Annotated in this window: 23 protein-coding genes; 11 read left to right on the top strand and 12 right to left on the bottom strand. The window is 74.6% G+C overall.

The window, feature by feature from the left end; translation table 11 throughout:
* Nucleotides 1-3: 3 nt before the first annotated feature.
* Nucleotides 4-477: an NfeD family protein gene (locus tag ACTMS2_RS27760; protein ID WP_363900547.1), complete on the bottom strand. Its 474-nt coding sequence runs from the start codon at nt 475-477 to the stop codon at nt 4-6.
* A gap of 189 nt (nt 478-666) precedes the next feature.
* Between ACTMS2_RS27760 and ACTMS2_RS27755 the strand changes: the two genes are divergently transcribed.
* On the top strand, nt 667-1,983 hold the full coding sequence (locus ACTMS2_RS27755; protein ID WP_441178027.1) for a serine hydrolase domain-containing protein: 1,317 nt from the start codon (nt 667-669) through the stop codon (nt 1,981-1,983).
* Nucleotides 1,984-2,002: 19 nt separating this feature from the next.
* On the opposite strand, the gene ACTMS2_RS27750 is transcribed toward ACTMS2_RS27755, so the two are convergent.
* Nucleotides 2,003-2,812, bottom strand: coding sequence for a DUF3097 domain-containing protein (locus tag ACTMS2_RS27750; protein WP_441178026.1), 810 nt, complete (start codon nt 2,810-2,812; stop codon nt 2,003-2,005).
* A 118-nt stretch (nt 2,813-2,930) separates the two neighbouring features.
* Between ACTMS2_RS27750 and ACTMS2_RS27745 the strand changes: the two genes are divergently transcribed.
* The gene (locus ACTMS2_RS27745; RefSeq protein WP_101411551.1) at nt 2,931-3,725 is read left to right on the top strand and encodes a hypothetical protein; all 795 of its coding nucleotides are present in this window, start codon (nt 2,931-2,933) and stop codon (nt 3,723-3,725) included.
* A 39-nt stretch (nt 3,726-3,764) separates the two neighbouring features.
* Here the strand turns inward: ACTMS2_RS27745 and ACTMS2_RS27740 are convergent, their stop codons facing one another.
* Nucleotides 3,765-4,391, bottom strand: coding sequence for a TetR/AcrR family transcriptional regulator (locus ACTMS2_RS27740; RefSeq protein ID WP_441178025.1), 627 nt, complete (start codon nt 4,389-4,391; stop codon nt 3,765-3,767).
* Between the two features lie 28 nt (nt 4,392-4,419).
* On the opposite strand from ACTMS2_RS27740, the gene ACTMS2_RS27735 reads away from it, so the two are divergent.
* On the top strand, nt 4,420-5,175 hold the full coding sequence (locus ACTMS2_RS27735; protein ID WP_441178024.1) for an alpha/beta fold hydrolase: 756 nt from the start codon (nt 4,420-4,422) through the stop codon (nt 5,173-5,175).
* Between the two features lie 30 nt (nt 5,176-5,205).
* Here ACTMS2_RS27735 and ACTMS2_RS27730 read toward each other — a convergent pair whose 3' ends face one another.
* The 7 genes from ACTMS2_RS27730 to ACTMS2_RS27700 form a co-directional block, all read right to left on the bottom strand.
* Nucleotides 5,206-6,117 carry an HAD-IIA family hydrolase gene (locus tag ACTMS2_RS27730; protein ID WP_441178023.1) on the bottom strand — a complete coding sequence of 304 codons (912 nt, stop codon included), beginning with the start codon at nt 6,115-6,117 and terminating at the stop codon, nt 5,206-5,208.
* A complete protein-coding gene (locus ACTMS2_RS27725; RefSeq protein ID WP_441178022.1) occupies nt 6,036-7,097 on the bottom strand; it encodes a ferrochelatase in 1,062 nt (353 codons plus the stop codon). Before ACTMS2_RS27725 ends, ACTMS2_RS27730 begins: the two co-directional genes overlap by 82 nt.
* Before the next feature lie 113 nt (nt 7,098-7,210).
* On the bottom strand, nt 7,211-7,978 hold the full coding sequence (gene fabI / locus ACTMS2_RS27720; protein ID WP_088999425.1) for an enoyl-ACP reductase FabI: 768 nt from the start codon (nt 7,976-7,978) through the stop codon (nt 7,211-7,213).
* A gap of 33 nt (nt 7,979-8,011) precedes the next feature.
* Nucleotides 8,012-8,716 carry a 3-oxoacyl-ACP reductase FabG gene (fabG, locus tag ACTMS2_RS27715; RefSeq protein ID WP_441178021.1) on the bottom strand — a complete coding sequence of 235 codons (705 nt, stop codon included), beginning with the start codon at nt 8,714-8,716 and terminating at the stop codon, nt 8,012-8,014.
* 623 nt (nt 8,717-9,339) lie between these two features.
* Nucleotides 9,340-10,290: a VWA domain-containing protein gene (locus ACTMS2_RS27710; RefSeq protein WP_101411557.1), complete on the bottom strand. Its 951-nt coding sequence runs from the start codon at nt 10,288-10,290 to the stop codon at nt 9,340-9,342.
* The gene (locus tag ACTMS2_RS27705) at nt 10,287-11,291 is read right to left on the bottom strand and encodes a DUF58 domain-containing protein (protein WP_441178020.1); all 1,005 of its coding nucleotides are present in this window, start codon (nt 11,289-11,291) and stop codon (nt 10,287-10,289) included. Before ACTMS2_RS27705 ends, ACTMS2_RS27710 begins: the two co-directional genes overlap by 4 nt.
* A complete protein-coding gene (locus ACTMS2_RS27700; RefSeq protein WP_441178019.1) occupies nt 11,270-12,376 on the bottom strand; it encodes an AAA family ATPase in 1,107 nt (368 codons plus the stop codon). Before ACTMS2_RS27700 ends, ACTMS2_RS27705 begins: the two co-directional genes overlap by 22 nt.
* A 275-nt stretch (nt 12,377-12,651) precedes the next feature.
* On the opposite strand from ACTMS2_RS27700, the gene ACTMS2_RS27695 reads away from it, so the two are divergent.
* From ACTMS2_RS27695 to ACTMS2_RS27685, 3 genes are read left to right on the top strand one after another with little or no spacing between them, the layout of a single operon-like run.
* Nucleotides 12,652-12,882: a hypothetical protein gene (locus ACTMS2_RS27695; RefSeq protein ID WP_363900520.1), complete on the top strand. Its 231-nt coding sequence runs from the start codon at nt 12,652-12,654 to the stop codon at nt 12,880-12,882.
* Between the two features lie 22 nt (nt 12,883-12,904).
* Nucleotides 12,905-13,444 (top strand): PH domain-containing protein, encoded by a 540-nt coding sequence (locus ACTMS2_RS27690; RefSeq protein WP_441178018.1) that lies wholly within the window; start codon nt 12,905-12,907, stop codon nt 13,442-13,444.
* 38 nt (nt 13,445-13,482) lie between these two features.
* Nucleotides 13,483-14,997 carry a PH domain-containing protein gene (locus ACTMS2_RS27685; protein WP_441178054.1) on the top strand — a complete coding sequence of 505 codons (1,515 nt, stop codon included), beginning with the start codon at nt 13,483-13,485 and terminating at the stop codon, nt 14,995-14,997.
* A 15-nt stretch (nt 14,998-15,012) separates the two neighbouring features.
* Here ACTMS2_RS27685 and ACTMS2_RS27680 read toward each other — a convergent pair whose 3' ends face one another.
* Nucleotides 15,013-16,044 (bottom strand): phosphatase PAP2 family protein, encoded by a 1,032-nt coding sequence (locus ACTMS2_RS27680; protein ID WP_441178017.1) that lies wholly within the window; start codon nt 16,042-16,044, stop codon nt 15,013-15,015.
* Nucleotides 16,045-16,140: 96 nt separating this feature from the next.
* Between ACTMS2_RS27680 and ACTMS2_RS27675 the strand changes: the two genes are divergently transcribed.
* The 3 genes from ACTMS2_RS27675 (at nt 16,141) to ACTMS2_RS27665 (ending at nt 18,375) form a co-directional block, all read left to right on the top strand.
* Nucleotides 16,141-16,551, top strand: a complete 411-nt coding sequence (locus tag ACTMS2_RS27675) for a thioesterase family protein (protein WP_441178016.1) — start codon at nt 16,141-16,143, stop codon at nt 16,549-16,551.
* Nucleotides 16,548-17,375 (top strand): MBL fold metallo-hydrolase, encoded by an 828-nt coding sequence (locus ACTMS2_RS27670; protein WP_441178015.1) that lies wholly within the window; start codon nt 16,548-16,550, stop codon nt 17,373-17,375. Before ACTMS2_RS27675 ends, ACTMS2_RS27670 begins: the two co-directional genes overlap by 4 nt.
* A 61-nt stretch (nt 17,376-17,436) precedes the next feature.
* Nucleotides 17,437-18,375, top strand: a complete 939-nt coding sequence (locus ACTMS2_RS27665) for a MerR family transcriptional regulator (protein ID WP_441178014.1) — start codon at nt 17,437-17,439, stop codon at nt 18,373-18,375.
* Here ACTMS2_RS27665 and ACTMS2_RS27660 read toward each other — a convergent pair.
* On the bottom strand, nt 18,372-19,307 hold the full coding sequence (locus ACTMS2_RS27660; RefSeq protein WP_441178013.1) for a PfkB family carbohydrate kinase: 936 nt from the start codon (nt 19,305-19,307) through the stop codon (nt 18,372-18,374). The genes ACTMS2_RS27665 and ACTMS2_RS27660 overlap by 4 nt on opposite strands.
* Before the next feature lie 65 nt (nt 19,308-19,372).
* Between ACTMS2_RS27660 and ACTMS2_RS27655 the strand changes: the two genes are divergently transcribed.
* Nucleotides 19,373-19,747: a nuclear transport factor 2 family protein gene (locus ACTMS2_RS27655; protein ID WP_441178012.1), complete on the top strand. Its 375-nt coding sequence runs from the start codon at nt 19,373-19,375 to the stop codon at nt 19,745-19,747.
* Between the two features lie 273 nt (nt 19,748-20,020).
* Nucleotides 20,021-21,118, top strand: coding sequence for a lytic polysaccharide monooxygenase (locus tag ACTMS2_RS27650; protein WP_441178011.1), 1,098 nt, complete (start codon nt 20,021-20,023; stop codon nt 21,116-21,118).
* Nucleotides 21,119-21,195: the final 77 nt, after the last annotated feature.

Raw genomic sequence — 21,195 nt, 5'->3', positions numbered from 1 at the left:
TACTCACCTTTTCGCTTCGGGTAGCTCGCCGGAAGGGGAAACGTCGTCCCGCCACACCAGGGCGGTAGCGCCCCGCACCTGGATCACCTGCACCCGTTCGCCCGGGGCGAAGTGTTGGCTCGCGTCGTAGGAGCGGGCCTGCCACAGCTCGCCGTCGATCTTCACCATGCCCTGCCCGGTGTCGACCTGCTCCAGCACGAGCGCCGTGCTGCCCTCGATCGCCTCCACGCCGAAGGGCTGCTCGCCGCTCTCGAGCGCCGAGCGGCGGTGTCTGCGCAGCGTCGGCCGCACCCCCAGCACCGTCAGCGCCGACACCGCGGCGAAGACGATCGCCTGCACCTCGACCGGGGCGCCGAGCGCCGCCGCTCCCGCGGCGGCCAGGGCCCCGACCGCGAACATGATCAGAAAAAGCGTCGTCGTGAAGATCTCAGCGACCGCCAGAACGACACCCAGCACGATCCACAGCACGGCGTCCACCCCCCGATCGTGACACGTCCACGCACGTGAAGCCCACCCATGAAGATCAACTGGCCCCGGCGACGTGCCGGCGGCCCACCGGATCGCGGGTGGGGGCGCGGGGCGGCGGTGGATGCACGAAGATCAGTAGGCTCGGCGACACGCCGACGGTCCACCCCGACGGCACCGGAATCACCCTCAGGAGAGCCCGTGTCCCTGCTGCCCGAGACCACCCGCCAGGTCGATGCCCTCGTCGCCGCGGCGCAGTCCGCCGGCCGTACGCCGTCGCTGCTGGTCGGCGTGGTGCGCGACGGCGCGCTCACGCACCTCGCCACCGCCGGCGAGCACCCGCGCCCCGACGCCGACCTCCAGTACCGCCTCGGGTCGATCAGCAAGACCATGACGGCCACCCTGGTCATGCAGGAGCGCGACGCCGGCCGGCTGGCCCTGGACGACCCGCTGGAGAAGCACCTGCCGGACACCGGCGTGGGCGCGCTCACCCTGCGGCAGCTGCTCGGCCACGCGAGCGGCCTGCGCCGCGAGCCGGACGGGCAGTGGTGGGAGCGCGCCGAGGTCGGGGACCTGGCCACCGTGTTGGCCGGGGTCGGCGCCGAGAAGATCGCCTACCCCCCGCACCGCGTCTACCACTACTCGAACCTGGCGTACGGGCTGCTCGGCGGGGTGCTGGAGCGGATCACCGGCACCCCGTGGGCCGAGCTGCTGCGCCAGCGCGTGCTGGAGCCGCTCGGGATGCGCCGCACCACGTACGCGGCGACCGAGCCGTTCGCCCGCGGCTACGTCGTGCACCCCTGGCACGACACGCTGCGGGAGGAGCCGCGTACCGACACCGGGGCGATGGCCCCGGCCGGGCAGCTCTGGTCGACCGCCGAGGACCTGGCCCGCTGGGCGGCCTTCCTGGCCGACCCGGCGCCTCAGGTGCTGGCGGCCGGGACGCTGACCGAGATGTGCGTCCCCGTGTCGATCAGCGACGTCGACTCGTGGACCGGCGGGCACGGCCTCGGGCTGGAGCTCTACCGGCAGGGCGAGCGGGTGTACGTCGGGCACGGCGGCTCGATGCCCGGCTACGTGGCCGCCCTGGCGGTGCACCGCCCGTCCCGCACCGGCGTGATCGGCTTCGCCAACTCGTACGGCTTCCGCACCGGCGGGATCGGCGGGCTCGCGCTGCGGGTCCTGACCACCGTGCTGGACGCCGAGCCGGCGTTCCCGCAGCCCTGGCGGCCCGCCACCACCGCCCCGCCCGCCGAGGTCGACGAGGTGACCGGCCGCTGGTGGTGGATGGGGGCGTCGCTCGACGTCACCTGGGACGCGGCCAGGGGCGAGCTGGTCGTCTACGTACGCGGGGAGCGGGTCAGCGTCTTCGTACCGGAGGGGCCCGACCGCTGGCGGGGCCGCTCCGGCCCGGAGAACGGCGAGATCCTGTCGGTGCTGCGCGACGAGGCGGGGCGGGCGGTGGCGCTCGACATCGCCACCTTCGTCTTCACCCGTACCCCCGACCAGGAGCCCTGAGCGACCGCCGGGCCGGCGCTCAGGCCGGCGCGGTCACGAAGTCGATCAGACGTTCCATCGCGTTGATCAACGGCGTCTCCACGTCGGCGAAACTGTCCACCCGGGACAGGATGTGCCGCCACATCTCCGCCGGCTCGGCGACCCCGAGCGCGGCGCACACGCCCTCCTTCCACGGCCGCCCCGGCGGCACCACCGGCCACGCCCGGATGCCCAGCGCCGCCGGCTTCACGGCCTGCCACACGTCGACGTACGGGTGCCCGGTCACGAGCACGTGCGGGGAGGTCACCTTCGCGACGATCCGGCTCTCCTTGGAGCCGGCGACCAGGTGGTCGACGAGCACGCCGAGGCGGCGGCCCGGGCCGGGCGCGAAGTCGCGCACCTCGGCGTCGAGCGCGTCGATGCCGTCCAACGGCTCCACCACCACGCCCTCGACGCGCAGGTCGTCGCCCCAGATCCGCTCGACCAGGGCCGCGTCGTGGATGCCCTCCACCCAGATCCGGCTGGCCTTGGCGACCTGGGCGCGTACGCCGTCGACCGCGATCGAGCCGGAGGCGGTACGGCGGCGGGCGGCCGGCACCGGGGCGCGGGTCGGCCGGCGCAGCGTCACGGGCTGCCCGTCGAGCAGGAACGCCGCCGGCAGCAGCGGAAAGTTGCGCCGGCGCCCGTGCCGGTCCTCCAGCACCACCGCGCCGGCCTCGAAGCCCACCACCGCGCCGCAGAAGCCGGAGTCGGCGTCCTCGACCACCAGATCCGGCTCGGCGTCCACCTCGGGCGTGACCTTCCGCCGCCGCCAGTCCCCCGCCAGCACGTCCTCCGCATACCGCCCCATGCCGATCAAGCTAATCCCCAACCCCTCCCACCGCACCCGACACGCCACGGTCAGGGGCGGCGGGGTGGGCGGAGCGGCAGTCGAGACAGGGGCGGCGGTGACCACGTACCCTTTCGGCATGTCCACCCCCGCAGCGGGCGCGGCGACTCTCACACCGCGCCGGTCCAGCCGGTTCGTTGCCTGGGTGCGCGCGTGGCGCGCCGGGCTGGTGCCCTTCGACGAGCTGGCCGACGCCATCGCCGGCGACGAGGAGCACCTGGTCGCCGACGCGCCCGGCACCTGGACCGACGTACCCCTGCCCCAGGCGCTGCCCACCCTCGCGAAGCTCTCGCCCGACGAGATCCGGCTGGTGCTGCCCGCGCCCGGCGACCCGCGCGGGCTGCCCGGTCCGGGTGACTTCGCGGGGGCGGCGCTGGTGGCCGGCGAGGCGGTGGTCGCCGGGGGCCTCGGGCTGATCCCGCACGTGCGCACGCACACGTCGGGCTCCGGCGACACCTTCGAGACGGTGCTCTGGCGGGTCTATCCGCTGCCGGCGAACGCCCCGGCCGCCTCGCTCACGCTGCCCGGCGCCGCCGAGGCCGAGGCGGAGCTGGCGGCGGCGCTGCACGACACCACGGCCGCGCTGACCCGGCTGGACGTCGCCCAGTGGCGACCCGAGCTGGCGGGGGCGCTGGAGGCGCTGCGCCGGCCCGACGGCGCGACGGACCTGCCGCCCGGGTTCGACCCGCGGGCCCGGCGGCTCTTCGCCCGGGCCGCCGTGCTCGACCGGGTGCTCGCCCTGGCCGGGCACGCCGCGCCGGGTGGCGCGATCAACAACTACGAGGCCCAGCAGCGCGACGCCGCGCTGCGCCCGCTGACCACCGCCTGCCGGCAGGCCCTGGTCGCCGCCTGCAACGCCCCGCTGCGCCCCTGACCGCCTCGGCGGGGCGGCGTCGGTGGCCGGCGCCGCCAGTCACGGTTGATGAAATAGACCGCAGACGCCGTACGCGGCGAGGAAGACGCGCACCGCCTCGTCCGCCCACCGGTGCAGCTCGGCCTCGTCGTACGACTCGCGCACGGCGAACATCGCCTCGTTCAGCGGGATCGACAGGATCAGGTAGTTGAGGTGCTGCGCGGCCAGCAGCGGGTCGGGCGCGCGTAGCAGCCCCCGCTCGGTGAGCCGGGCGATGGCGGCGGCCAGGGTGGCGTGGCCGCGCTCGGGTGCGGCCCGGTGCCACGCGCGGGCCAGGTCGGGAAAGCGACCGGCCTCGCCGATCAGCATCCGGCGCAGGTGCACGAGGTGCGGGCGGGTGACCGTGGTGACGTGTTCACGGGCGAAGGCCCGCAGGTCGTGCGGGAGGTCGTCGGACTCGGCGAGCACCGAGACGAACGCCGCCCCGGCCTGCTCGGCGTCGGCGACCGCCTGGGTGATGGCTGCCTCGAAGAGGGCGCGCTTGTCGGCGAAGTGCGCGTACACCGTCACCTTCGAGGCGCCGGCCCGGGCGGCGACGCGGTCCATCCCGGCGCCGACGTAGCCGTGCTCCAGGAATTCCGCGAGCGCGGCGTCGAGGATCGTCCGGCGTTTCGATTCCGTCCGCACCCCCGAACTGTACTGTACGGTTCAGTTCATGAACGTCGCGGCTTCGCGGGACGGCACCCGCATCGCCTACGAGAGCGCCGGCAGCGGACCGCCGCTGATCCTCGTCGACGCCGCCGGGCACCACCGGTCGAACAGTCCCCTCGGCGAGCTGGCCGGGCTGCTCGCGGGCCGGTTCACCGTCCACCGGTACGACCGGCGGGGTCGTGGCGACAGCACCGACACCCCGCCGTACGCGCCCCAGCGCGAGGTCGAGGACCTCGCCGCGCTGTTCGGCGAGGTGGGTGGGCCCGTGTCGTTGTACGGGTACTCCTCCGGCTGCCTGCTCGCGCTGCACGCGGCCGCGGCCGGTCTCGACGTGCACCGGCTGGTGCTGCTGGAACCGCCGCTCGACACGGCGGACCCGGCCGCCGCGCGGGCCTTCACGGTGGCGCTGCGGGATCTCGCCGGCGAGGAGGCGGTCACCTTCTTCCTGACCTCCATCGGGGTGCCGATGGAGGCGGTGGCGGGCATGCGGGGAACGCCGCACTGGGAGGCGATGGTCGCGGTCGCGCACACCCTCGCCTACGACAGCATGCTCAGCGAGGCCACCACCGCGGAGCTGCTCGCCCGGGTGACCACACCGACGCTGGTCCTGCAGAGCGCGGGCAGCACCGACGACCTCACCGGCATGGCCGCCACCACCGCGGCGCTGCTGCCCGACGCGACCCACCGCAGCCTGCCCGGCCGGTGGCACCAGGTGCCCGCCGACGTCCTCGCGCCCGTCCTGGTCGACTTCCTGCGCTGACGGGACCGCTCAGACCTCGCCCGGCACCGCTCAGACCTCGTCGACCAGGTCGGCGACGGAGTCGACGATCCGCGAGGGCCGGTACGGGTAGCGTTCCGCCTCGGCGCGGCTGCTGATCCCCGTCAGCACCAGGATCGTCTCCAGGCCGGCCTCCAGCCCGCACAGGATGTCGGTGTCCATCCGGTCGCCGATCATCGCGGTCGTCTCGGAGTGCGCGTTGATCGTGTTCAGCGCGGAGCGCATCATCATCGGGTTGGGCTTGCCGACGAAGTACGGCTCGACCCCCGTCGCCTTGGAGATCATCGCGGCCACCGACCCGGCGGCCGGCAGCGCGCCCTCCACCGACGGGCCCGTCACGTCGGGGTTCGTGCAGATGAACCGGGCCCCGTCGTTGATCAGCCGGACCGCCTTGGTGATCGCCTCGAAGCTGTAGGTGCGGGTCTCGCCCAGCACCACGTAGTCCGGGGCGAAGTCGGTCAGCACGTAGCCGACCGCGTGCAGCGCCGTGGTCAGCCCGGCCTCCCCGATCACGTACGCGGTGCCGCCCGGCCGCTGGTCGGCCAGGAACTGGGCGGTGGCCAGCGCGGAGGACCAGATCGCCTGCTCCGGCACGTCGAGGCCCATCCGGCTCAGCCGGGCCGTGAGGTCGCGCGGCGTGTAGATCGAGTTGTTGGTGAGCACCAGGAACGGCTTGCCGGAGGCGCGCAGCCGGGAGACGAACTCCGGCGCCCCGGGCACGGGCTGGCCCTCGTGCACCAGCACGCCGTCCATGTCGGTCAGCCAGCTCTCCACCGGCTTGCGGTCCTGCATCGTCACTCGTTCCAGGGGTGTCGGGGCCGCCGGCGGGGCCGGCGTGGCGGTCAGGAGGCCGGGTTCCCGGGTGCCGGGGCGGCGGCGGGGCGGCGGGCCGGGACGCAGCACACCGTGGGGCAGGTGTCCCACATCGGCAGCTCGCCGAGGCGGCGGCGCAGGGCGACCCCGTCGGGCTCGATCCGCTCCCGCACCAGCTCACGGACCATCGCCACGAACCGGGGGTCGACGCCGGGGGTGGCGGCCCGGACGAAGTCCAGCCCGAGCTGCCCGGCCGTCTGGCGCGCCTCCGTGTCCAGGTCCCACACCACCTCCAGGTGGTCGGAGACGAACCCGATCGGGCTGAGCACCACGGCGGTGGTGCCGGCCTCGGCCAGCGTACGCAGGTGGTCGTTGACGTCCGGCTCCAGCCACGGCACCTGCGGCGGACCGGAGCGGCTCTGCCAGACCAGGTCCCAGGGCAGGTCCGGGGCCGCCGCCGCGTGGACCAGCCGGGCGGCCTCGGTGAGCTGCGCCTCGTACCGGCCGCCGTGGGGGCCGGCGTTGGCGGCCATCGAGTTCGGGATCGAGTGTGCGGTGAACACCAGCCGGGTGCTGTCCCGCTTCGCCGGGTCGAGCCGGCCGAGCGCCGCCCGCACCGCGTCGGCGTGCGGCTCGACGAAGCCGGGGTGGTCCCAGAACTGGCGGATCTTGTCGATCGCCGGGGCGTCCGGACCGACCGCCGCCCGGGCGGCGGCGATGTCCTCCTGGTACTGCCGACAGGAGGAGTAGCCGCCGTAGGCGCTGGTCACGAACGCCAGGGCGTGGGTGACGCCGTCGTCGCGCATCTGCGCCACGGTGTCGGCGAGCATCGGGTGCCAGTTCCGGTTGCCCCAGTAGACCGGCAGGTCGACGCCGTTGGCGGCGAAGTCCTCCCGGATCGCCGCGAGCAGCTCCCGGCACTGCTGGTTGATCGGGGAGACGCCACCGAAGTGCTGGTAGTGCTCCGCGACCTCCGCCAGCCGCTCCGGCGGCACACCCCGCCCCCGGGTCACGTTCTGCAGGAAGGGCATCACGTCCTCGGGCCGTTCCGGTCCGCCGAAGGACACCAGGACCACCGCGTCGTACGCCATGGGCCCCATTCTTCCCCGGTCGCCGTCCCCGCCGGGCGGGGCCCCCTGGTCCCGGGCGCGGGAAGGGTCCCCCGCCGCGCCCGGGGGCGTCGGCGGGGGACCCTTCCGCGGCGTCAGGCGCCGATGGCGTGGTAGCCGCCGTCGACGTGCACGATCTCGCCGGTGGTGGCCGGGAACCAGTCGGACAGCAGCGCCAGGCAGGCCCGCGCGGCCGGCTCCTGGTCGGTCAGGCTCCAGCCCAGCGGCGCGCGCTCGGTCCAGGCGTCCTCGAACTGGTCGAAGCCGGGGATCGACTTCGCGGCGATGGTGCGCAGCGGCCCGGCGGCGACCAGGTTGCTGCGGATGCCCTGCTTGCCCAGGTGCAGCGCCAGGTAGCGGGAGGCGGACTCCAGCCCGGCCTTGGCCACGCCCATCCAGTCGTAGACGGGCCACGCCTTCGTGGCGTCGAAGGTCAGGCCGACCACCGCGCCGCCGGCGGACATCAGCGGCAGCGCCGCCATGGCCAGCGACTTGTAGGAGTACGTGGAGACGTGCAACGCGGTCGCCACGTCCTCCCAGGGGGCGTCGAGGAAGCCACCGCCGAGGCAGCTCTGCGGGGCGAAGCCGATCGAGTGCACCACCCCGTCGAGGCCGTCGACGTGCTCGCGCACGCGGTCGCCGAGCCCGGCGAGGTGGTCGGCGTCGGTCACGTCCAGCTCGATCACCGGGGCGGGCTCGGGCAGCCGCCTGGCGATCCGCTCCACCAGGGAGAGCCGGCCGTAGCCGGTGAGCACGACCTGCGCCCCGTTCTCCTGGGCGAGCTTCGCCACCGAGAAGGCGATCGAGGCGTCGGTGATGACGCCGGTGACCAGCAGCCGCTTACCGGCGAGCAGTCCGGACATGCAGGGATCCTCCGTAGTTCTCAGTGCCGCTTGTCAGTGGCCCATGCCGAGGCCGCCGTCGACCGGGATGACGGCGCCGGAGACGTAGCCGGCGGCATCGCCGGCCAGCCAGGTGACCACGCCCGCGATCTCGTCCGGCTGGGCGAAGCGGTTGGCGGGGATGGCCTTGCGGTACTCGGACCTGCGGTCCTCGGGCAGGCCGGCGGTCATGTCGGTCTCCACGTAGCCGGGCGCGACCACGTTCGCCGTGATGTTGCGGCTGCCCAGCTCGCGGGTGATCGAGCGGGCCACGCCCACCAGGCCGGCCTTGCTGGCCGCGTAGTTGACCTGGCCGGGGCCGCCGTAGAGGCCGACCACCGAGGAGATGAAGATCATGCGCCCCCACTTGACGCGCAGCATCTTGCCCGAGGCGCGCTTGGCGCACCGGAACGCGCCGGTCAGGTTGGTGTCGAGCACGCGGGTGAACTGCTCCTCGGACATCCGCAGCAGGAGCGTGTCGTCGGTGATCCCGGCGTTGGCGACGAGCACCTCCACCGGCCCCAGCTCGGCCTCGACGGCGGTGAACGCGGCGTCGACCGACGCGGAGTCGGTCACGTCGCAGCGGACCCCGAACAGCCCCTCCGGGGGTTCGCCGCTGCGGTGGGTCACCGCCACCCGGTCGCCCTGCTTCGCGAAGGCCTGCGCGATGGCCAGGCCGATCCCCCGGTTGCCGCCGGTCACCAGGACGGTACGGGCCACGGTTCCCCCTGTAGTTCAGTGATCTCCCGGTCGGTCGGAGCCTAGGCGTTACCGGCAGGTAAGCGCTAACGCCGGGCACGTCCGGACCGGTGGCGTCGCGCCCGTCGCCCCGCGCGGCCGGCCCCGCGGAGGAGGTCCGTCCGGCCGCTCGGCCGAGTGCGGCGGCGGAGACCGGCGGGTGTACGATGATCCGCGTTTGCGGGCCGTGCGGCCCGCGTTCCGGGCCCCGCCGACCGCAGGAGGTGATCGCTGTGCGAGATAGCGATCCTCCCAGTCGTGGCCGGGCCGAACGTCAGCCCCGCTGAGCCACGACTCAGCAGGTGAGCTGACCCAGCTCCGCTCCCCGCCTCCGCCCGGTTCACCGGCCCCGCGCCGGACGACCGTGCCGCCGCCCGCCGCCCGGGTGGCCCGCCGGGAGCCGCCCGGTCACGACTTCGTGTGCGCGTCCTGATCCACCCCCTGCGGTCCGCCCCCGCACGCGCGGACCGTCCAGCCGCCACCCGGAGCCGTCCATGAGCCGCTACGTCGCCCCGCTGGGCTTCACCCTCGCCGCCGTCTGGGTGGCCGTCGTCTTCGTCCTCGCCGGCGGCGCCGCCCACTGACGCCGCCGGTCGTCGGGCACGTCAGAGCATCCGCGAGGACCACAGCAGACTGAGTGCGCCGGCGCAGAGCGCCAACAGCAGGGCCACCCCCGCGTACCACTGGGTGACCTCGCGCGGTTCCGTGCGGAACCCGATCGAGCTGCCCATGTCCTGGTAGACCTGCTTCAGCTCGGTCACCGAGGCCGCCTCGTAGAAGTAGCCCTCGGTGGCCTCGGCCAGGTCGGCCAGGGCCAGCCGGTCCACCGGCACCCGTTGCAGCTGGCCGCCGATGTCCACCTGGCCGGAGTCGGTGCCGAAGGCGATCGTCGAGACCGGCACGTTCGCCGCCTGCGCGGCGGCGGCCGCCTCCTCCACGGCCCGGCCCGAGGTGCGGTACCCGTCGGAGAGCAGCACGATGCGGGCCGGCGGGATCCCCGCCGCGCCGTCCGCCGGCACCGACCGGATCGCCTCCAGGCAGGTGAAGACCGCCTCCCCGGTCGCCGTCGCCTCCGCCAGCACCAGCCCGTCGATCGCGGCGGTCACCGCGTCCCGGTCCTTGCCCGGCGGCACCAGCACGTTCGCCGACTTGGCGAACGAGACCAGCCCCAGGTTGTAGCTCTCCGGCAACTCGCCGACGAACTGCTTGGCCGCCTCCTGCGCCGCCTCCAGCCGGTTCGGCGACACGTCGTCGGCCTGCATGGACAGCGACACGTCGATGGCCAGCATCACCGTGGCCCGCTCCAGCGGCTCCCGGGTGTCGACCGACGGCCGGGCCAGCGCGGTCGCCAGCACCAGCAGGCAGAGCAGGAACGCCGTGGCCGGCACGTGCCGCCGCCAGCCCAGCCCCTTCGGCGCGAGGGTGCGCAGCAGGTCCACGTTGGTGAACCGCAGCGCGTACGACCGGCGGTGCAGTTGCCGCCAGACGTAGAGGGCGGCGAGAGCGAGCACCGGCAGCACGGCCAGCAGCCACCACGGTTGCAGAAAGCGGATCATCGTGTCGTCCCCCTGGTGCGCGCGTGCCGCTGCGCGGCCACGAAACGCACCATGTCGAGCAGCCAGTCTCGGTCCGTACGCAGTCGCAGGTGGGCCGCACCCGCGCCGCGCAGCGCCGCGGAGATCTCCGCCCGCTGGGCGGCCGCCGCCTCGGCGTAGCGGTGGCGCAGCCGCGGGTCGGCGGTCTGCACCTCGTGCAGCTCACCGGTCTCCGGGTCGACCACCGGCAGCACCCCGACGTCGGGCAGCTCCAGCTCCCGGGGATCGACCACCTCGATCGCCACCACGTCGTGCCGGACGCGCAGCTTACGCAGCGGCCGGGCCCACCGCTGCGGCGGGGCGAGGAAGTCGGAGATCACCACCGCCACGCCCCGGCGCCGGGGCGGCCGGTTGAGCATGTCGACCAGCGCACCCAGGTCGCTGCGCCCGGGACGGATCTCGGTGCCGGCGATCGCCCTCAGCAGCGCGTGGGCCTCCTTGCGGCCGGAGCGCGCGGGCAGCCGGGTGAAGACGTCCGGGCCGGCGACCGGCGGCGCGGCGCGCCACCGGCGGGCCGGGGCGCTCGCGCCGCCGCCGCTGCCGATCACGGCGCCGATCCGGTTGCCGCCGCGCACGGTCAGGTGGGCCAGCGCCGCCGCGGCGGCCACCACGACGTCACGCTTGAGCCACCGCCCGGTGCCGAAGTCCAGGCTCGCCGAGAGGTCCACCGCCAGCCACGTCTCCAGCTCCCGGTCGGCCACCGTACGGCGCACGTGCGGCATCGTCGTGCGGGCGGTGACCGGCCAGTCCATCCGGCGTACGTCGTCGCCGGGGCGGTACTCGCGGGACTCCCCCGCCTCGCTGCCCGGGCCGGGCAGCAGGCCGGCGTAGTCGCCCTGGAGCAGGCCGTCGAGCTTGCGGGTGACCATCAGTTGCAGCCGCGACAGGACGGCTTCGGTGCGGTCGGAGGGGACGTCGGCAGGCCGACGGGCGGGTGAGGTCACGGGCGCTGCCCGGGCCAACCGGCGCCCGGCGGCGTGGCGGTCGGCGTGGGGGTCGCCTGCTGCCGGGGCGCGACCGAGGGCAGCGGGATGGTGGACATCACCCGGTGCACCACGTGGTCGGCGGGCACGTCGTCGGCGAGCGCGTCGTAGCTGAGCACGAGCCGGTGGCGCAGGATGTCCGGCGCGATGTCCTGCACGTCCTGCGGCAGGGCGTAGTCGCGCCCGCGCAGCAGCGCCAGCGCGCGGGTGGCCCGGACCAGACCCAGCGAGGCGCGCGGGCTGGCGCCGTACTGGATGAGCTGGGCGACGTCGGGCATCCCGTGCTCCGCCGGGGCGCGGGTGGCCAGCACCAGCCGGACCGCGTAGTCGACCAGGGCGTTGTGCACGAAGACCTGGTCCGCCTTGCGTTGCAGGGCGATCAGGTCGGGGGTGGTGAAGACCGGCGCCGGCTGTGGCGGGGCGACCCCCATCCGGTAGACGATCTCCCGCTCCTCGGCGTCGGTCGGGTAGCCGACGACGATCTTCATGAGGAAGCGGTCCCGCTGGGCCTCGGGCAGCGGGTAGACGCCCTCCTGCTCGATCGGGTTCTGCGTCGCCATCACCAGGAACGGGTCGGGCACCTGGTGGCTCTCGCCGCCGATGGAGACCTGCCGCTCGCTCATCACCTCCAGCAGCGCCGACTGCACCTTGGCCGGCGCCCGGTTGATCTCGTCGGCGAGCAGGAAGTTGACGAACACCGGCCCCAGTTCGACGTCGAACTTCTCGCTCGACTGCCGGTAGATGCGGGTGCCCATGATGTCGGCGGGCACCAGGTCGGGGGTGAACTGCACGCGGGCGAAGGAGCCGCCGACCACCTTCGCGAGGGTCTCCACCGCAAGGGTCTTCGCCACCCCCGGCACGCCCTCCAGCAGGCAGTGGCCCCGGGCGAGCAGCGCGACGAACATCCGCTCCACCATCCGGTCCTGCCCGACGATCACCCGTTTGATCTCGAACAGCGCCCGCTCGAGCAGGGTCGCGTCCTCGGCCGGGGTGGTCACCGGCTCGGGTGTCTCCGGGCCCGTCCCGTTCGGCATCGGGGCGTCGGGCGTGGTCGGCTGGGCCACCGGTCCTCCACAGCATGATCGGTTGTCGCGCGGCGTGGTGCGTATCAAGACTCGCATGCCCGGCTGAGTGCCGAGGTGGGGAGAAGGCGATTTTCGCCGTACCGTCACGGGTGGCACGTGGCCGGCCCGCCACGCCGTCGCGCGGCACGGAATCGCCGATCACGGGTGGACACGGACCGGTCCGGCGCGTGTACCATTCACCCCGTCGCCGGGCGGCTCCCCCCGTGGCCGCCCGGCGCTCAAACTTCCGGTGCCGCCGCCCTAGACTGGCCGGGATGAGCACCCCCCTCCCCGCCGACGAGCCGCTGATCTGCTCGTCCCGCGGCTGTCGCGCCCCGGCCGAATGGGCGCTGAGGTGGAACAATCCGCGGCTGCACGACGCCGACCGGCGCAAGACCTGGTTGGCGTGCACGGCGCACCGCGCCACCCTCGGCGACTTCCTCGACGCCCGTGGCTTCCTCCGGGAGGTCGTACCGGCCCCCGGATCGCCTACGCTCGAAGGGTGAGCGCGCACAACGGACTTCCCCGGTGAGCGGTGACGGGTCCGCCGGCCCGCCACCGGCGCCGTCCCTCCCGCCGGCGGGCCCCCTGGAGCCGTGGCCGGACACCGTCCGCTGGCAGTCGATCTCGTCCGACCAGATCTGGGTGGAGCTGATCCGCCTGGCGATGGTGCTGATCGTCCTGGCCCTCGGGCTGGGCGTCGCCTGGGCGGTCAGCGGCAGCTGGTTCCTCGGCGCGGCGGTCGGCCTGGTCCTGCTGTTCGGCGGCCTGCGCAGCGTGGCGATCGTGCGCGCCGTACGGGCCTGGGGCTACGCGGAGCGGGAGGACGACCTGCTGGTCCGGCACGGGCTACTGGTGCGGCGGCTGTCCATCGTGCCGTACTCCCGGATGCAGTTCGTGGACGTCAGCGCGGGCCCCCTGGAGCGCGCGTTCGGGCTCGCCACCGTGCAGTTGCACACGGCCGCGGCGGCGACCGACGCCCGGGTGCCGGGGCTGCGCCCGGCGGAGGCGTCCCGGCTGCGCGACCGGCTCACCGCCCTGGGCGAGGACCGGGCGGAGGGACTGTGAGCGACCCGGCCGCCCGGGGCACGGACCGCCCCGGGCCGATGCCGGCGGAACCCGGCGCCCGACCGGAGACCCTCGGCCCCGTCCCGCAGGACGCCCGCTTCCCGCCGGAGAGGGCCGCCCATCCCGGGGCGGAGCCCGTCGCGCTCCCCGGGTCGCCGGAGCACGCCGGACCGTCCGAGCACGCAGGGCCACCCGAGAACGCAGGGCAACCCGAGAACGCAGGGCAACCCGAGCACGCCGAGCCACGGCAGCGGCTGCATCCCCTCAGCCCCGCCCTGCACGGCGCCAAGTCCCTGGTGGTGGTGATCGCCGGGCTGTCCTGGTCGACGCTGTCCCGCGTCGGCTTCGGCTGGTTCGCCCTGATGGCGGCGGTGCTCGCCCTGGGCGCCACCGTGCTGGCCGTGGTGAGCTGGTACTACACCGGCTACCACGTGGTGGGCCGCGAGCTGCGGGTGTACGAGGGGCTCCTCTGGCGGCGCACCCGGGCGATCCCGTTGGAACGGCTCCAGGCCGTCGAGGTGGTCCGGCCGCTGCTCGCCCAGCTCACCGGCCTGGCCGAGCTGCGGCTGGAGGTGGTGGGCGGGGGCAAGACCGAGGCGCCGCTGGCCTACCTGGGCGTCGTCGAGGCGAACGCGCTGCGCCAGCGGTTGCTCGCCCTCGCCGGGCGGGTCGCGGCCGAGACGCACCCGCCGTCGCCGGCCGGGGTGGCCGCCGCTCCGTCCGCGACGCCGGCAGCGCCACCCGGCCGGCCCCTGCACGCCGTGGCGAACAACGACCTGCTGGTCAGCCAGCTGCTGACCCCGCAGGCGTTCATGATCCCGTTCGGCGTGGCGTTCGTGGTGGCGCAGTTCCTCTCCGAGGACACCTGGTCGTTCATCGCCGTGGCGAGCACCCTCACCGCCATGGCGGGCGTGCTGCTGCAACCCGTACGGCGGGTGCTCGACGACTGGAACTTCCGGCTCGCCCGGGACGAGGGCACGCTGCGGATCCGCAACGGCCTGCTGGAGACGCGCGCGCAGACCGTGCCGCTGGACCGGGTGCAGACCGTCGGAGTGACCTGGCCGCTGCTGTGGCGGGTCAAGGGCTGGCTGCGGCTGCGGCTGGAGGTGGCGGGCTACTCCGCCGGTGAGGCCGACGAGCGCAACCGGCCGGACCGGCTGCTCCCCGTCGGCGACCTGGCGACCGGCGAGGCGATCGTGGCCGAGGTGCTGCCCGGGGTGCGGCTCGACGCGCTGCCGTTGAGCCCGCCGCCGACGCGGGCCCGCTGGCTCAACCCGCTGAGCCGGGGCGTGCTCGGCGCCGGGCTCGACCCCCGGGTCTTCGCCGTCCGTTCCGGCCTGCTCACCCGGCAGGTGGCGCTCGTGCCGTACGCCCGGATCCAGAGCGTGCGGGTCGTGCAGGGGCCGGCGCAGCGGCGGCTGCGGCTGGCGACGGTGCACGCCGACACCGCGGGCGGCGCCGGCGCCGCCGCCCGGGACCGCGACGTCACCGAGGCGTGGGCCCTGGCGGCGGAGCTGACGGCCCGCGCGCACGCCGCCCGTCGGGCGGGCTGAGGTCGCCCGGACCGCTCAGCGCGCCGCCGTCACCGGCGGCGGCTCGGCGGAGGCCTGCGGGTCGGTCGGCGCGGCGTCGGGCTCCGCCGGGGCCCGGCGGGCCTTGCGGGCCGCCCACCAGCGCTCGGCCAGGCCGACCGCGAGGAAGGTCATCCCGACGTACGCCCAGCCGACCAGCACGTCGATGACGTAGTGCTCGCCCGAGTAGACCAGGGTGAACGTCATCGCCAGCGGGTACGCCAGCAGCAGCGGCCACCAGCGGCGGCGGGTCTGCCGCAGGAAGAACAGCACCACGAAGAGCGCGAACGCGGTGTGCAGCGAGGGCATCGCGGCCACCGGGTTGGAGGCGATCTGCCCGGCGTTGAGCAGGTTGCCGGCGCCGTGCATGCCGAACGCCTTCCACCCGCGCGTGGAGATCCGGGCGACCTCCTCCAGCAGGCCGTTCTGCGCCGCCCACCAGGGCGGGGCGGCCGGGTAGAGGAAGTAGGTGATCAGGCCGGTGGCGCAGAGGAAGCCCCAGCGGCGCATGAAGGCCGCCCACCGCCCCCGGTCCCGCAGCCAGAGCACCGCCGCGGCGGCCAGGGCCACCACGAAGTGGGAGAAGTAGACCCAGCTGACGGCGACGTCCCACCAGTGCACCTCGGGCCGGTAGAGGTGCTCCTGGAGCCAGGTCGTCGGCACCTGCCCGCCCGTGGCCCAGCCGAACATGACCCGGTCGGCGACGATCAGCTCGTACGCGTGCGGGGTGGCGCCGTTGTCGGCGAAGCCCCGGGACAGGTTGTAGACGGCCAGCAGCAGCACCACCGGCACCCAGTCCCGCGCGAAGCGCAGGTGGCTGCGCCACGGCCGGCTGCTGTTCCAGGCGATCGTCGCCGCCCAGATCCACAGGAACGCGTACGCCGGGTCGGTCGGCAGGCCGATGCCGAGCCAGCCGGCGACGAAGGCGACCCCCCACACCGTCATCGCGACCACGCGGCGACGCCCGCCGTCGGGCGAGGCGGGCGGCTCGGTCCGGGCGGGGGGCTGGGGGTCGGTCGCGACAGACATCGCGGTCAAGGTTAACGGCGTGGGCGGCATCGACCGACGCCGACCACCGCGGTCCCTCCCGGGCGACCCGCCGCCCGGTGCCGTCTCGTCTAGGCTTTGGCCATGCAGGAGCAGCCGGAATCCGCGCTGACCCCGGGGCTGACCGCCCGGGTGGAGCTGACCGTCACCGACGCCGACACCGCCCAGGCGGTCGGCTCCGGCGACGTGCCCGTCCTGGGCACGCCCCGCGTGCTCGCCCTCGCCGAGGCGGCCACGGTGGCGGCCACCGCCACCCGGATGCCGGGCGGGTCGACGACCGTCGGCACCCGGGTCGAGCTCGACCACCGCGCGGCCACTCCCGTGGGGCGGACGGTGGTGGCGCAGGCGCGGCTGAGCGCGGTCGACGGGCGGCGGCTGCACTTCGAGGTGAGCGTCAGCGACGGCGACGAGACGGTCGCCGAGGGCCGGGTGGAGCGGGTGCTGGTCGATCGGCAGCGCTTCGTGGAACGCGCCGCGCGGTCGTCGTGACCGCCCGCTTCGTGCAGGTCGCCGACGGGGTGCACGTGCTGCGCGAGCCGTCGCTGCACGTCAACGTCACCCTCGTCGTCGGCGACGAGGCGGCCTTGCTGGTCGACACGCTCTCCACCGCCGGGCAGGCCGCCGAGCTGGCCGCCGCCGCGCGGGCGGTCACCCCGCACCCGTGGACGGTGGTCAACACCCACCACCACTTCGACCACTGCTTCGGCAACGCGACGCTCGCCGCCGAACCGCCCCGCCCGATCTACGCGCACGAGATCGCCGCCGAGGCGATGCGCGAGCCGGACCGGCTGCGCCGGGAGGCGTACGCGGAGCTGCGCGACACGCAGCCCGCGCTGGCCGAGGAGGTCGCCGGGACCGTGTTGCTGGCACCGACGCACACCGTGCACGGCGAGGCCGTGCTCGACCTGGGCGGCCGGCGCGTGGTGCTGCGCCACCCGGGTCGGGGGCACACCGCCGGCGACCTGGTGGTGCACGTGCCCGACGCCGACGTGCTGGTCGCCGGCGACCTGGTGGAGCAGAGCGGCCCGCCCGCCTTCGAGGAGTCGTACCCGTTGCAGTGGCCCGACACGGTGGCGGAGCTGTTGCGCACGACCACCCCGGCCACCGTGGTCGTGCCGGGGCACGGCGAGCCGGTGGACGCCGGGTTCGTCCGCGCGCAGCACGCCCAGCTCGTCGAGCTGGCCTGGCTCATCCGCGCCGGGCACACCGGCGGCGCCCCGCCCGAGCGCGTCGCCGCCGAGGCGCCCTTCGGCGCCCGCGCCGCCCTGCACGCCGCCCGCCGGGGCTACGCCGAACTCGACGGCACCGCCTGACGGCGACGGCCTGGCGGCGGGGGCTTGCGTCTCCCGTAGGAGGAGGCGCGAGGGTGGGGACATGACCAGCGACACGCGCTACTCGATCGGGGAGCTGGCCCGACGTACCGGGCTGACGGTCAAGACCGTCCGGTTCTACTCCGACCGGGGAATCGTGCCGCCGACCGACCGTGGCCCGACCGGCCACCGCCGTTACGACCTTGCGGCCGTCGTGCGCCTGAACCTGGTGCGTACGCTTCGCGAGCTGGGGCTCGACCTCGCCACCATCCGCAGGGTCGTGGAGCGGGAGGTCCCCCTCGCCGAGGTCGCCGCGACGCACGCCGAGGCGCTGGCGACACAGGTCAGGGCGCTGCGGCTCCAACAGGCGGTACTCACGGTGGTGGCCAGGCGCGCGTCCGACCCGGAGGAGATGGAACTCGTGCACAGACTGGCCAGACTCTCCGAGCACGAACGGCGACGCCTGGTCGCCGAGTTCCTCGACGCGGCCTTCGGCGGGCTGGACACCGACCCGGGGTTCGCCGGGATCATGCGCTCGATGACCCCCGAGCTGCCCGACGACGCCGACGTCGAGCAGGTCGAGGCGTGGGTGGAACTGGCCGAGCTGTCCCGGGACCCGGACTTCCGCGCGAGCATGCGGCGGATGGCCGAGCAGCACGCGGCCGACCGCGCCCACAGCCGCACCACCGGCGTCCGCCGCGACCCCGTCGCCATGGTCCGTGACCAGACCGAACCGGTCCGGCGGGCTGGCGTCGACCCGGCCTCACCCAAGGCCGACGCGGTCGTCGAAGCGGTCCTAGCCCGGTACGCGGAGTTCTGCGGCCGCCCCGAGGACGCCGCTCTCCGGTGCCGGCTGTTGGCCAGGCTGGAGTCCGCGAACGACCCACGCAGGGAGCGTTATCTGCGGCTGCTCTCCGTGGTGAACGGCTGGCAGGCACCCGAGAGCCTGGCGCCGGCCCTCGACTGGTCCGTCCGGGCCCTGCGTGCTCGCACGCCGGCCTAGCGGGCGAAGCGGGCGAGGACCTCGGCGCGGGTGGGCATGGCGGTCGCCCCGCCGGGTGACTCGCAGACCAGGCCGGCGACCCGCAGCGCGAAGGCCACCCGCTCGGGCCAGGCCGCCGGGTCCGTGGGCTCGCCGTCGACGAGCAGGTCCGCGACGAGCGCGCCCATCACCGAGTCGCCCGCGCCGGTGGCGTCGACCGCGTCGACCTCCGGCGCGGGTACGCGTACCGGATCGGCACCGGCGGCGGCGAGCACCGCGCCGGCGGCGCCGAGGGTGACCACGACGGTGCCGGCGCCGAGTTCCCGCAGGTACGCCGCCACGCCCTCCTCCGGCTCGCCGGGATAGAGCAGCTTCGCATCGGCGGCGCTCAGCTTGACGAGGTGGGCGCCGGCGGCGAACTCCGCCACCACCTCGCGCAGCCCGGCCAGCGCGGCCGGCCCGTGGAGCAGCCGGGGACGGACGTTCGGATCGAAGACCCGCAGCCCGGAGGCGAGCCCCCAGGCCCGGCGCGCGGCGGCCAGCACCGGCGGCTGGAGCAGCACGATCGACCCGCAGTAGACGACGTCGGCGCCGGCGACCAGCCCGGCGTCGAGGTCGTCGGGGCCGAGCAGCCCGTAGGAGGGCGGCTCGCCGTAGAACCGGAAGTCGGGCTCCGCCCCGGCGAAGGTGGCCACCGCCAGCGCGGTCGGGGCGGGGACGGTGACCGCCCCGGCGAGGCCGACGCCCGCCCCGGTCAGGAAGGCACGGATCCGCCCGGCCAGGACGTCGTCGCCGAGCGACCCGACGAACTGCACCGCGCCGCCGAGCCGGGCGACGGCGACCGCCACGTTGAGCGGTCCACCGCCGACCGCCTGCCGGTAGACGGGCTCACCGTCGCGCTCGGTGTCGAGCAGGTCGACCAGTGCCTCGCCGAGCACCACCGCGTATCCCATTCCGGCCTCCGTCCACGGCGCGCGCCGAACGATCTTGTCGTACCAGCCTGGCACAGTCATGCGCCATGACGAGCGCTGAAGCCACGGTATCGGCCTACTGGGCGGCGTTGGAGGCGCGGGACTGGGCGGCCCTCGGCCGGCTGCTCGCCGACGACGTGGTCTACCACCTGCCACAGACCCGCGAGCGGATCGTGGGCCGGGAGTCCTTCCTGCGCTTCAACCAGGAGTACCCCGACGGCTGGCACCTCACGGTGACGCGGGCGGTCGCCTCGGGCCGGCATGCCGCCACCTGGCTCACCTGCGCCCACCAGGGCGAGGAGCTTCCCGTCGCGAGCTTCCTCGACCTCGACGAGGCCGGCCTCGTCCGCGAGGTGACCGAGTTCTGGCCGGAGCCCTACGAACCGCCGCCCGGCCGGCAACACCTCGTCGAGCGCTACTGACACATCGAGCATCGGCTATTGCGCGCCACCGCCGTCCGTGGTGGGATGGCGCTTGCCGGGCGGTGCGGGGGGCTGCCGCGCCGCCGGCGCCGGGTCTCACATCCACGCGAGGGCACCGGCCCGCCAGTCGGGCCGCCGACGGCGCACGTCCGCCGGCCATCCGCGCCGGGGCACGTCCGCCGCGACCGTCTTGCCCGCGTCGCAGCGGGGCGGCCAGCGCCGCCCCCGCGCGTTGCCCGCGGGGCGCCCGCGTCCCGCGAGTGAGGAGAACCCGTGTCCCACCGATCGCGTACGGCCGCGTTGCTCACCGCGGCCGCGACCCTTCTCGCGGGTGCCGTCGTCCTGACGGCGGGGCCCGACCCCGCCGCCGCGCACGGCACCCCGATGGCCCCCGGCAGCCGCACCTACCTCTGCTGGAAGGACGGTCTCACCAGCACCGGCGAGATCAAGCCGAACAACCCCGCCTGCTCCGCCGCCGTGGCCCAGAGCGGGACCAACTCGCTCTACAACTGGTTCAGCGTGCTGCGCTCCGACGCCGGCGGCCGGACCGTCGGCTTCATCCCGGACGGCAAGCTGTGCAGCGGCGGCAACCCCGGCTTCGCGGGCTACGACCTGGCCCGCACCGACTGGCCGCTGACCCACCTGACGGCCGGGGCCCGGATGGAGTTCCGCTACAGCAACTGGGCCCACCACCCCGGCACGTTCTACTTCTACGTCACGAAGGACAGCTGGAGCCCGGACCGTCCGCTGGCCTGGAGCGACCTGGAGGAGCCGTTCCTGACGGTGACCAACCCGCCGCAGCGCGGCTCGAGCGGCACCAACGACGGGCACTACTACTTCAGCGGCAACCTGCCCACCAACAAGAGCGGCCGGCACCTCATCTACTCGCGCTGGGTGCGCTCCGACAGCCAGGAGAACTTCTTCGGCTGCTCGGACGTCACCTTCGACGGCGGCAACGGCGAGGTCACCGGCGTCGGCCCGGGCGGCACGCCGCCGCCCAACCCGACCACTCCCCCGCCCAACCCGACCACGCCGCCGCCGAACCCGACCACGCCGCCGCCGCACAGCGGTGACTGTATGCCGGTCTTCAAGGTGATCAGCGCCTGGAACGGCGGCTTCCAGGGCGAGGTCATGATCATGAACCACAGCGCGTCGACGTGGTCGGGCTGGACGGCCAACTGGACGTGGCCCAGCGGGCAGAGCATCAACAGCCTGTGGAGCGGCACGCTGAGCACGTCCGGCTCCTCGGTCACCGTGACCAACGCGCCGTACAACGGAGCGATCCCCCCGGAGGGCACCACGACCTTCGGCTTCGTCGCCACCACCAACGGCACCAACACCCTGCCCACGGTCACCTGCTCCGGCCGCTGACCCCCGCGGGACGACCCCCGCTGAACGATCGAGAGGTTTGCGTCCCCGGCAACCGCAGCGGGGACGCAAACCTCTTG

Source organism: Micromonospora sp. SD12 (genome assembly GCF_052068495.1).
Classification (GTDB): Bacteria; Actinomycetota; Actinomycetes; order Mycobacteriales; family Micromonosporaceae; genus Micromonospora; species Micromonospora echinofusca.
The sequence above is the reverse complement of the archived record's forward strand: the minus strand, read 5'-3'. Positions and strand labels throughout refer to the sequence as shown.